Below are 10,900 nucleotides of genomic sequence, written 5' to 3'. Positions count from 1 at the left end.
ACCAAACGGGACGGGACTAGTACCGTTGAACGGGGCACTATTAAAGAAACACTTAAAGAAACATTTAAAGAAAACTTTAAAGAGAGAAATACGCAGCAAAATCCAGTAGATCAGGTATTGAATCTCTGGACACCAGATTTGCATTCTTTGAATTCTTGGTTGCAACGATCAGGTGAATTGCCAATGACACAAGATCAAGTGAATCAGGTTTTGCTGGAGGTCAATGCGCATTACGAGCAAAAGTTTAAATCTGGGCTGATTACAGAAACTCAGATGTATTCAAATTTTGTGAAATGGATTAAGCGAAAGTTTTCACGCAATACAAATACCCACCAACACAAACAAAGCCAAGTTAGCACTTCACGCAACGTCAACGACGCATGGGGCGATGTAACTCAGTATGCGCCTTGCTCAACTGACGATATCGATTTGGGGGGCCTTGTATGAACTCAATTGCAGCTGTATCAGGATTTAATTTCCAAGTGAGTAGTGACATTTGTCCCATCCACAGTGAACTCAAAATCAAAGCAGGGAGTAGTTTAATTTGTGGAACCTGTGCCAAAGAAAACGTGATTCAAAGCAACCTTGAACACCAAAAAGCAGTTGATGCCATGGTGCGTAAAAAACACTTTGAAGGCGCTAGACTCCCAAACCGACATGCAAAAAGCGGTTTCAATGAGTACATCACTCACAACGATGGCCAACGAAATGCCAAAGCACTTTGCGTGAAATACACCAAGGATTTTATTGCAGGTCGTCCACGCAATTTGATCATGGTTGGGCGTACTGGCACAGGTAAAACGCATCTGTCTTGCGCCGTGGCTCGAAACGCTTTGGACAAGGGCAAATTCGCAAGATACATCACGTCTGAAGACATGGCGGCAGAAATTGCCAATGCATGGACTAAGCCCGATGACACCGAAGCACAAGCCGTTTATCGATTCACTGAGTATGACTTACTGATTTTGGATGAATACGGTTTGCATGATCGGCATGAGAACAGACTTCAGCTGGTGCACAAAGTGCTGTACGCACGTTATGACGAAGGCAAGCCAACGATGCTCATTTCAAATTATACGTTAGAAGAATTGCGCAAAGATTTAGGTGATCGACTGTGGTCCCGTTTTCAACATGATGGGTTGGAGGTTGTGGAATGCAACTGGGCAGATCAGCGAGTAGGGGGTGCAGTGTGAGCAAAACAGTTGAAGATTTCTTAAAGAATGGCGGAGTTATTACACAAGTTGAAAGCGCGTTTGATAAAACAAGGAAGCTCACATTTGAAGATCAGTTAAATATTTTGCTTTTCGCATGCTATGCAACTCAGTTGTTCACTGTGAAAGATATTCAAGAAGCCGTTATTGATGCACACAGGGCAACTGTTTATAGCCAACTGCAAAATTTTGTTGAATGGCGATATTTGGAGCGTGTTTCAGGTAGTCACTACAAGGCAACGCAGTACGCAAAAGACATCATGAATGTTGAAAGGGAGTTGAAGGCATGAATTTAACAATCGAGCAAATGCGGGAAATTGTGGCTGGTGCGCCTGTGGGAGCGACAGATTTTCTACATGTTACCTACTTCCAAAAAAGAAATGCAGTTGAGTTGTATTACTGGGAGGAGGATCAATGGAAATTTACTAGCTATTCCGAGCGTTTTAAGCACCTTCTAGTTTGTCTTGGGGGTCTGCGCGCAACCATCGCAGACCACGACTGCACCGACTACGTGACTGATATTAGAAATCACATTAGCCCAATGACAATTGTGCAGGGGGATTTATGAGTGATTTTATTACTGATGTTGAGCAACAGTACGAGGTGTACTGCAAAATCGCAGAAGAACACGGATTTATTGATCTTAATGCTAAGAAAAACAGCTTTCGGTGCACAACTAAATTAAATGAATTTAATGCTGGATGGATTGCGTTTACTGGTGCTGTCGCTACGGTGCGTGATGAACAACAATCCATCATCGACCAACTAAACAGTGTTTTAGAAGAGCGTACCAAAGAGTGGCTTCAGGCAATTGAGTGCCGAAGTTACTTTGAAAATGTAGCTAAACCATTGAAAGAGGAAAATTACAATCTAAAAGCCCAGCTTAACAACATGGAGCAGTGCTATATCCAGCTCAAGCAAGAACACAATGAGCTAATCGCATTCAACACTGTGCAGGATCGTAAGCAGAAAGCTGCGGAAAAAGTTGCTGAGAAATATAAGCGAAAAGTTTTAATGATTGCTGATCTTTTACGTGATTCCACTGATAAGGATATGACATTGAAAGCCATTCAAACAGTCATAGAACGGGTAAGTGAACATGTGTAAATTCTGTGGCCGCTTAAAAGGCGGTTTGGTTTGTGGGTACTGTGGCTGGGTGCCAAGTCGTGTGATGTATGCATTGCGAGGTGCCAGTGACTAGCATCTCACTTGCTGAATACAAAAAACTTTATGGCGGTGGTCGTAAGACTGCCACCAAGCGTAAAAACAAAGTCAAAGGCGTAAAGGTGGAAAGTGTAGGTGAGGCAGCACTGATCCAACAGCTTAAAACTTTAAAAATTGAATTTGAGCAGGAGTTTCAATTTCACCCAACAAGAAAATGGCGGGCAGATTTTCATATCAAGAATACGAAGCTGCTGATCGAAGTTGAAGGGGGTATCTGGTCAGGTGGCAGGCATACACGGGGGAAGGGCTACATAGGGGACATGGAAAAATACAACGCAGCAACAATGATGGGTTATCAGGTTTTACGGTTCAGCACAGAGCAAGTGACAAGCCGATTTGCGATTAAACAGATTGAAGGGTTGGTGAAGGGATGAATGCAGCAGTGGCGGAAAAGTTTGAACAATTTGAATGGCTGACTCATGGCATTACTGCTAAGTCGCCAAATTTTGAACCAAATGTGCGTGGCACTGGAGAGAAGCCTTTGAATTATGAAGATCGCTTGGGTGCTATTGCATCTATGGAGACACAGTTAGCCAAGTCAGTTACGGCTTTGATTGTATTTGATGGTAAATGCGAGAGTGATTACGAATATGTTCGTGGGCATCTGGTAAATATCATGCTTAAAAACGCCATGGCAGATAAAAAGCGCGAACCTGAACACATCACAATAAATCACATGGCGTACCTGATTGCGCGTATGGTCATAGACTTTGCATTGGATCCTCAGCTTGAGGCTAATTTCACTGCACAGGGGCGTTTGTATTACGCGGGTATTAATTGCCACCAGATGACGGTAGATAACTATCGAAAAACTTGGAAACCGTATGAAGCAATGATGGAAATCGCTATAGAATCAGCGATAGATGAGGCATCAAAGGCAATTGAAATGTATAAAAAAAATACTTACAAAGAATTGCGTACTTAAAGATTCCATTTAAACGGAATCTAAGCTATAGTTTTTATAAGATGGTCATATTATGGCTGTCTAGCTTAATTTGTGTGAAAGCAAATGACGATCAGGAAAGACTGATAATTACCGTAAGAGCTCACAGAAACGTGGGCTTTTCTTATTGTTTTTTATGTATTTAAATATAATAATGGGGTATATCATTAAAATAAGAGTAATCAAATGAACAATAAAAGAGTGGTGATTTTAGGTGTAGTGTTATTTGTGCTTGTGTGTGTATTGTGCTTTTATGTGCATAGCGCTTCTAAAGAAAAAATCACAGCATTAGAGGGGCTTTCTCAAGGGAATAGCATATCTAAATAGGCTAAGATTTTGTTTATATTTAAATTTATTTTTATTTTTTGATATATTTTGCCAATGAGTATTGGTCCGTTAATCTTCAATATAGCGAGCAGAAACTTGCTGTAGTTTCTGAATGATCTTTTAAGGTCCTTAGTTTATAGCCCGCACTACACCTAGAGCGGGCTTTTTTTATGGCGGCTTTCTTTATTCGTAGTGGTTTAAATTGAATGCCGCCACCCAGATTATTTTAGGAGATGATGATGCTCCGATTCTTGATGTGTTTATTCGGTTTCCATGGTGCAGCCGAGATTGACCACACGATTGATGATGAAGAAATCAAAGTGTGTCGAGAATGTTTAAAAGAGATTGATTAATTTCTCCATCGCCGGACGGATTTCGGCACATAAGACCCCGCTGAATACTGGTTATTGGCGGGGTTTTTCTTTTCTTATTGGTGGTACCCATGACAGACAAAGTACAAGCGAAACAAGACTTAGAATTTTGCAGTGCTGAGCTGTCTAAGTATCAGAATCTCAGTAGATCAGGATTGACGCGTGTTGAGATGCTAGCGATAGACGGCATCATGCGCCGATTGAAAGAGCGAATTAGAAACTTACGGAATGTATTGCTGTGAAACGACCGATGCCGCCTCAAAGCTTACTTGATCTTGATCCTGAAGACCCTGTGGGGTTTGAGGCAGCACCTGAATTAAAAGAATGGATTTTAAAAACATTCATTGATGAAGGTGGTGAGTTACACAATCCTGATCACATGCATATATCGCCATGGGATGATGATTTATTCATGGTGCTATGGGCATCAAGTGGATTTAAAAAGTCTGAAAAAATTGTTCTGGGTCAGACTGAAAAGTTTGCACCGATGGCGGGCGGCTGGCGAAAGTTGCGTCAAGAAAAACAGATGATCGATTGGTTTGGTTGTGTGCCGAATTTCATCATCACAATTGATGCTTGGTTTGCACACAAAGCCAGTGATACTGATTTTTGTGCGTTGATCGAACATGAGCTTTATCACATTGGTGCCAAGCGCGATGAGGATGGCAATTATTTGGTGAGTCAATCCACTGGTGAGTACAAGTATTACCTAAGACCACATGATGTTGAAGAATTCCACGGGGTTGTTCAGCGTTACGGTGCATCACCAGATGTCCAGAAAATGGTGGAGCTTGTAAATGATGGTCCTACAATCGGCAAGGCAAAAATTGCTCATGCATGTGGTACGTGTTTATTGAAGTTGGCTTAAATTTTTTTGCCTGTTTTGCTAGACGTAGCTAGACAAAGGGGTGTTTATGGCAGCACTAAAAGAGCCTGTAAAAATATTTATAGTTCAAGCTCTTGCATGCCGTGATACCCCTCAAGAGGTGGCAGATCAGGTCTTGCAAGAATTTGGTGTAAAGATTGATAGAAAGCAATGCCAACTTTACGATCCAACCAAAGCGGCTGGTAAAAATCTAAGTAAGAAATTTGTCGATTTATTCCACAAGACACGCGCCGATTTTGATGCTGGCTTAATTGACATTCCAATTGCCAACAAACATTACCGCTTAAAGCAATATCAGAAGCAGCTAGAACGCAATGCAAAGAACACAGTGATGTCACTCAAGATTCTTGAACAGGCGGCAAAAGACTGCGGTGGGCAGTTTACGAATAAACAAGAAATCACAGGTGCAGGTGGTGGGCCGATTCAGAACGAAAATACAGTAGTTGTTACTGCCACTGATGAGCAGGTAAGGCAGGCGATAAATGAACTCGAGAGTGAATATTGACCCCGTCAAATTAAAAGCAAAAAGAATCAAGTGTGAAGATGAGCATTTGTTTTTTACTCGGGCATTTTTCCTGCCACGTATGGGGTTTAAATTCTTGGTGAATTGGCACCATGAATATATTGCCGATGCGATCGACAAAGTCATTAGTGGTGAAATTCCTAACCTAGTGATTAACGTACCACCAGGCAGTGGTAAAACTGAATTACTTACAAACCTGATTGCACGGGGGATTGGGCGTAACCAGCGTTCACGCTTTCTGTATTTATCATTTTCACAGTCTTTGGTTGAGGATGTTTCGGCCACAGCTCGAAATATCGTGAAGTCACCAGACTTTCAAGCCTTATGGCCAGTCAAAATTTCAACCAGTACCGATGCAAAAGCATCATGGAAAACCACTGTAGATGGCTATGAAGCGGGACATGTGTATAGCGCCTCGATGGGTGGTCAGGTTACAGGGCGTCGTGCTGGTACCTTAGCTGATGTTGGATTTACAGGGGCAATCATTCTTGATGACCCACTTAAGCCTGAGGATGCATTCAGTAAGACGGCACGTAATAAGGCAAACCGTAAGATTTTGAACACGGTCAACTCACGTAAAGCTAAGTCATCCACACCGATTATTTTGATCATGCAACGTTTGCACGTTGAGGATCCGACTAACTTTGTGATGACTGGCAACGTACCAGGTGAATGGCATCAAATTTCAATCCCTGCATTGATTGATGATGATTACATTCAGTCACTGCCTGAGCATATTCAAAAAAAGGTACCACGAGACGTTGAGCGAGACGAAAAAGGGCGTCAAAGCTATTGGCCATTGAAAGAATCATTGCAGTCTTTGCTGCAGTTGGAGAAAGGTGGCCAAGATAAGGATGGTGCAACGGTATCACGCTACACATTCAGCAGTCAGTACATGCAGCGACCTAAGAAATTGGGTGGCGATCTGATCAAGGGTGAGTGGTTTGGTGAGTATCACGAATTGCCTGAACTGGCTTGGCGTGCTGTGTATGTTGATACCGCTCAAAAGGTCAAAGAAGAAAACGACTTCACTGTCTTTCTTTTGGTTGGCATGGGGGTAGATGGCAAGCTTTATCTGATTGATCTGTTGCGTGGAAAATGGGAAGCGCCTGAGATGAATAAGAAAGCGAAAGCATTTATCGATAAGCATAAAGCGTATGACTTCACAACAAAGCCACTTCGATACATGAAAGTTGAGGATAAGGCACATGGAACTCAACTGGTGCAGTCATGGCAGAAATATGGCGGCATCCCAATTATTCCTGTTCAACGTGAAAAAGACAAATTGACCCGCTTTATGGATGTGGCACCACACTTGGAAAACAACTTTGATGTTTATCCAGAAAATCAGAATAGATTTGTCATGCTTCCACGTAATGCAACTTGGAAGCAATCCTTCCTAGATGAGTGTGAGGCATTTAACGCCCAAATGACCCATGACCATGACGACCAAGTCGATACCTTAATTGATGCGATTGAAGATTCAGTCGTGATGTTGAATTACAGCCCACCAGCGGCATAAGGTTTTAAATATGGCTAAGAAAAAACGCAAACCCAAAAGTCAAAAGCCTGTGTCGGGTAACTTAAGTGTGCATGAGGCTGAACAGGCGCTACTCAATTATTTGACTAAAATGCCTGATGTAGACGAGGTATTGCGTAAAGCAGGTATTACCCGACATCGCTTAAAAGTCATGATGTATGACGATGAAGTATATCAGGCTATTGAGAAGCGACAGGATAAACTGGAAAGTGCTCCATGGCGGCTAGAGCCAGCAGAAGGTATAGAAACTGAAATTCTGTACGCACATCTTCGTGAATGGTGGTCTGAAATCATTTTAGGTGCACAAAACGCGCGATGGTACGGATATTCTGTGCTTGAGGGAATTTACTCCAGACCTGAAAACCCAAAGCTTCATATTCAAGGTGATACTGTTACACCTTTCATAGGCTTTGAATGGATTGGTGAAAAGCCTCTGCAATGGTATGAGCCAAAGAGTAATGGAAGTTTGCTTCTTTTAAAGAACTACAACCACACACATCAGGATCAGGAAGTAGATCAGCGTTTTAAGCATTTCTTAACACGTTGTAAATCTACATTTGAAAATCCTTATGGAGAGGCATTGCTTAGTCGTTTGTACTGGGTTTGGTTCTTTAAAACGAATGGCTTTAAGTTCTGGTCAAAATTTGTGGAAAAGTACGGTATGCCATTATTGGTAGGCAAGTCATCCACTGGCCACAATCAAGATATGCGGGATGCATTGCTAAAGGCGCATGCAACTTCTGTTCTAGCGATTTCAAGTATGGACTCTGTAGAACTGCATAGTGCATCGGCTGTAGGTAATGGCTCGCAAGCGTATGAAACATTCGACAAGAATTTGGAACGCCGTATTCAAAAGGTGGTTTTAGGTCAGACGCTCACCAGTGGTACTGATGGATCAGGCTCGCGTGCTTTGGGTGATGTGCATTTGGAAGTCCAAAATGCGAAATACCGTGCGGACATTCGGATGATTACCCCAACAGTGCAGGCAATTATTAATGCATTGTGCGATCTGAACGGTTGGAAGCGCAGACAGATTATTCTTGGCGAGGAAAAGTCACTTGAACCTGAAAAGGCAGAACGCGATGTGAAGCTAAGAAATGCTGGTGCAGTCTTAACACCACAATACTTTAAGCGAGAATACGGGCTAGAGGATGGCGATGTGATTGAACAAGTTCAGACAGGTTTCAATCAATTCACAGCATTACCGCGTCAAGCATTCAACTTTAAGGCATCGGCAAACAAGCTAACAGATGCCCAACAAGAAGTTGAGGAATTGACGGATGGTCAGGACGATTTAACGCTGCTGAGTAATGCCGAGATTCGGCAGTTAGCAAGCACGTCAGACAGTCCTGAAGCATTGGCGTTCAATCTTATGCAGCTTATTCCAAAAGCCACTAAAACCGAGTTCACAGCCAAGCTAGATCAGGCTTTGTATGCTGCGGATATTTTGGGATATATGGCTGCGGGTAAAGGAGAATAACATTGCAGCCAGTTACGTTCCTTGAAGCATTACGCTATGCACATCAGCGCAAGATTCTATTGCCCGATGAGTTTTATTCGTTGGATTTAAAAACACGGCAAATGGCAACTACGGTTAGCTTTTTGTCGAGTCTTGAACAGATCGAAACAGTCATTAAGGCAGCCAATAAAGCAATTGCAGATGGTGGTACGTTCAAGGATTTTCAGAAGTTAATCAAAGAATCTGACATCATTTTGCCAAAGCATTATCTAGACAACGTATTTCGTACCAACATTCAAAATGCGTATGGTCATGGTCGCTGGATTCAGCAAAACCGAAATAAGGCTAGACGCCCTTATCTGATGTACTCGGCTATTAATGACAGTCGGGTGCGTCCAAGCCACTTGGCTTTAGATAAGATTGTTTTGCCGTTTGAGCATCCATTTTGGCTGACACACTACCCGCCACTTTCTTTCCGTTGCAGATGCACCGTAATCGCCTTAACCGAAAAACAGGCCTTGAAATATGGCATCACAGCAGATGACAAACTGCCTGATGTTGCTGAGGCATTGGACTGGTCTTCGCATCCTTTGCAGTTTGGTGAGCTTGAATCACTGGTCGATAAAAAGATTGCTGATTCATCACTGGATAAAGAGTTCTTGCTTGAGCAAAAGCAAGTTATTCAAGCTGAGTGGACTGCATCTAAAAAGCTGACAAGTCTGTTTGCGCCGATGGATGACAAGAGTCGGGATTTGTTCAATACGATTGCGGATACAGTGATTCCACTTGATCCGCAAATACGTCCTACTGCAATTCGGACGTTTATTGATTATGTGCAGGGCAATGACACTGCTTTGACCAGCTATTTAAATGCATCTGTAGCGTCACTGGCTGATGATGTGCTGAAACGGTGGCTGAGTACTGACATGGCAGCAATTCAGGCTGTGGCAAGCAATAAGGCTTCAACTGTGGTGGGGACTGCGACTATTCAGCAAGTGGCAGGGTATCAACTTGGGCAAACGGTTCAATTTAATGCGCCGTTGCTCATGGCTGATTCCTCAGGCGACGTTGTAATTCAGATTCAAAACGCCAAAGGTTTAGGTATTGATCTGGAAAAGCTAAATGCGGGGCAAGGAGTTTTGATTCCATTTGGCTTGTCATTTGAGGTTGTTGCGATTGAAACGAGTCAAGGCAAGCTGATCTATACGCTCAAGCCTTTGCTGAATTGATATAAATATGAATATGACCGCCTTAATGGGCGGTTTTTTTATGGAGCATGAAAAATGCCAGTAGAGGAAACACAGGACAAGTATTGTTTTCGGCTTGGTGATCTGAACGTCAATCAAGCTGAAGAAGGCAAGAAAAAACGCACATTCTCAGGCGTGGCATATAGCGGTGAAGTGATTACAGACCATTGGTATTGGGACCGCATTATTTTTGATTTGGATTCTATGCAAATTAAAGGGCGTATTCCTGCACTACTCGACCACTCACCACGCCAACGTGCAGGTGTCATTAATGAATACAACATTAATCACCAACAAGGTTTAGTCGTTTCAGGCGACTTAATGAGCAACGAGTTCGGCACCGAAGTTGCCCGTGACTCTGACGATGGTTTTCCGTGGCAAATGTCGGTTCGTATTGAGCCGTCATCAGTCGAAGAAATTCAGGCTGATGCATCTGTCACGGTCAATGGAAAAGTTCACCAAGGACCAATCACGGTATTTCGTGGTGGTCGTATTCGTGAAGTGTCTTTCTGTGCTTTGGGTGCAGATGACAACACAAACGCCGTGGCAGCGAGCCATAACCCAACACAATCTAGCAAAGAGGACACCGACGTGACCGAATTAGAAAAAGCACAACAGGCCAAAGAGCAGGCAGAGCGTGAACGTGATGATGCCCTAGCTGAACTTAAGCAATTCAAAGCACAAAAGCGTGCTGAAGATATTGCAGCGCTTGAAGCTGAACTTAAAACACAATTCAGTGCTGATGATAAAACTGCATATACAAATATGGATGACTCGGTCTTTGCCTTTACAGCAAAGCAGTTACGCCAATTTTCTGCAGGTAATCAGCAACCACCAGCTGGTCAACAACAGCAGCAAGCGCCGTTAGCAAATCCAACCTTGGCACACTTATTCAGCCACCAAGCCAATCTGCAAGGTGGACAGGAGCCATCGGGTAACCAAGAACACCAATTATCTGCAGGTGCTAAAGCATTTGCGGCACAGCAAAAGGGGAAGTAATCCATGACTACTGTTTCAGCTACACATGAATCACGTCCATTTAATTTGGATGTAGGTAAGACACGCCGTGTTAATGCCAAGGTCACAACTGCTACGGCATACAAAGAAGGCGATCTATTGGCACTTTCTGCGGCAAACGTACTCACCCAAGCGGCAGATGAGTAGAATTG

General features: G+C 43.0%; 13 protein-coding genes and 1 pseudogene. All 14 read left to right on the top strand.

What is annotated here, in order from left to right; genetic code table 11:
* A pseudogene (locus B2W49_RS11335) lies at positions 1 to 447 on the top strand (replication protein); the annotation flags it as partial.
* Positions 444 to 1,193 carry an ATP-binding protein gene (locus tag B2W49_RS11330; protein WP_291341356.1) on the top strand — a complete coding sequence of 250 codons (750 nt, stop codon included), beginning with the start codon at positions 444 to 446 and terminating at the stop codon, positions 1,191 to 1,193. The pseudogene B2W49_RS11335 and the gene B2W49_RS11330, both read left to right, overlap by 4 nt.
* Positions 1,190 to 1,501: a hypothetical protein gene (locus B2W49_RS11325; RefSeq protein ID WP_019836595.1), complete on the top strand. Its 312-nt coding sequence runs from the start codon at positions 1,190 to 1,192 to the stop codon at positions 1,499 to 1,501. The genes B2W49_RS11330 and B2W49_RS11325 overlap by 4 nt, the downstream gene beginning before the upstream one ends.
* Entirely contained in the window at positions 1,498 to 1,779 is a 282-nt protein-coding gene (locus tag B2W49_RS11320; protein ID WP_291341354.1) for a hypothetical protein, read from the top strand. The genes B2W49_RS11325 and B2W49_RS11320 overlap by 4 nt, the downstream gene beginning before the upstream one ends.
* Complete coding sequence (locus B2W49_RS11315; RefSeq protein WP_291341352.1) at positions 1,776 to 2,318, top strand: hypothetical protein; 543 nt, start codon at positions 1,776 to 1,778, stop codon at positions 2,316 to 2,318. The genes B2W49_RS11320 and B2W49_RS11315 overlap by 4 nt, the downstream gene beginning before the upstream one ends.
* 86 nt (positions 2,319 to 2,404) lie before the next feature.
* On the top strand, positions 2,405 to 2,809 hold the full coding sequence (locus B2W49_RS11310) for a DUF559 domain-containing protein (protein ID WP_291341350.1): 405 nt from the start codon (positions 2,405 to 2,407) through the stop codon (positions 2,807 to 2,809).
* Positions 2,806 to 3,360, top strand: a complete 555-nt coding sequence (locus B2W49_RS11305) for a hypothetical protein (protein ID WP_004973638.1) — start codon at positions 2,806 to 2,808, stop codon at positions 3,358 to 3,360. Before B2W49_RS11310 ends, B2W49_RS11305 begins: the two co-directional genes overlap by 4 nt.
* Positions 3,361 to 4,314: 954 nt before the next feature.
* Positions 4,315 to 4,944 (top strand): putative metallopeptidase, encoded by a 630-nt coding sequence (locus B2W49_RS11300; RefSeq protein WP_291341347.1) that lies wholly within the window; start codon positions 4,315 to 4,317, stop codon positions 4,942 to 4,944.
* 46 nt (positions 4,945 to 4,990) lie between these two features.
* Entirely contained in the window at positions 4,991 to 5,467 is a 477-nt protein-coding gene (locus B2W49_RS11295; protein ID WP_104852024.1) for a DUF2280 domain-containing protein, read from the top strand.
* Positions 5,445 to 7,007: a phage terminase large subunit gene (terL, locus tag B2W49_RS11290; protein ID WP_291341345.1), complete on the top strand. Its 1,563-nt coding sequence runs from the start codon at positions 5,445 to 5,447 to the stop codon at positions 7,005 to 7,007. The genes B2W49_RS11295 and terL overlap by 23 nt, the downstream gene beginning before the upstream one ends.
* Positions 7,008 to 7,017: 10 nt before the next feature.
* The gene (locus tag B2W49_RS11285) at positions 7,018 to 8,505 is read left to right on the top strand and encodes a phage portal protein family protein (protein WP_291341343.1); all 1,488 of its coding nucleotides are present in this window, start codon (positions 7,018 to 7,020) and stop codon (positions 8,503 to 8,505) included.
* 2 nt (positions 8,506 to 8,507) lie between these two features.
* Complete coding sequence (locus B2W49_RS11280; RefSeq protein WP_291341341.1) at positions 8,508 to 9,713, top strand: phage minor head protein; 1,206 nt, start codon at positions 8,508 to 8,510, stop codon at positions 9,711 to 9,713.
* Between the two features lie 54 nt (positions 9,714 to 9,767).
* The gene (locus tag B2W49_RS11275; RefSeq protein WP_291341339.1) at positions 9,768 to 10,730 is read left to right on the top strand and encodes a hypothetical protein; all 963 of its coding nucleotides are present in this window, start codon (positions 9,768 to 9,770) and stop codon (positions 10,728 to 10,730) included.
* A gap of 3 nt (positions 10,731 to 10,733) precedes the next feature.
* Entirely contained in the window at positions 10,734 to 10,895 is a 162-nt protein-coding gene (locus tag B2W49_RS11270; protein WP_291341433.1) for a hypothetical protein, read from the top strand.
* The last annotated feature ends 5 nt before the right edge of the window (positions 10,896 to 10,900 follow it).

This window comes from Acinetobacter sp. UBA801 (genome assembly GCA_002296655.1).
GTDB lineage: Bacteria > Pseudomonadota > Gammaproteobacteria > Pseudomonadales > Moraxellaceae > Acinetobacter.
Note: the sequence above shows the minus strand (reverse complement) of the source record. Positions and strands in the feature narration are given on the sequence as shown.

What these genes read in the sequence shown, in the direction of transcription:
- B2W49_RS11330 (WP_291341356.1), top strand. Translation starts at nt 444, where the DNA reads ATGAACTCAATTGCAGCTGTATCAGGATTTAATTTCCAAGTGAGTAGT.
- B2W49_RS11320 (WP_291341354.1), top strand. Translation starts at nt 1,498, where the DNA reads ATGAATTTAACAATCGAGCAAATGCGGGAAATTGTGGCTGGTGCGCCT.
- B2W49_RS11315 (WP_291341352.1), top strand. Translation starts at nt 1,776, where the DNA reads ATGAGTGATTTTATTACTGATGTTGAGCAACAGTACGAGGTGTACTGC.
- B2W49_RS11305 (WP_004973638.1), top strand. Translation starts at nt 2,806, where the DNA reads ATGAATGCAGCAGTGGCGGAAAAGTTTGAACAATTTGAATGGCTGACT.
- B2W49_RS11295 (WP_104852024.1), top strand. Translation starts at nt 4,991, where the DNA reads ATGGCAGCACTAAAAGAGCCTGTAAAAATATTTATAGTTCAAGCTCTT.
- terL (WP_291341345.1), top strand. Translation starts at nt 5,445, where the DNA reads ATGAACTCGAGAGTGAATATTGACCCCGTCAAATTAAAAGCAAAAAGA.
- B2W49_RS11285 (WP_291341343.1), top strand. Translation starts at nt 7,018, where the DNA reads ATGGCTAAGAAAAAACGCAAACCCAAAAGTCAAAAGCCTGTGTCGGGT.
- B2W49_RS11275 (WP_291341339.1), top strand. Translation starts at nt 9,768, where the DNA reads ATGCCAGTAGAGGAAACACAGGACAAGTATTGTTTTCGGCTTGGTGAT.
- B2W49_RS11270 (WP_291341433.1), top strand. Translation starts at nt 10,734, where the DNA reads ATGACTACTGTTTCAGCTACACATGAATCACGTCCATTTAATTTGGAT.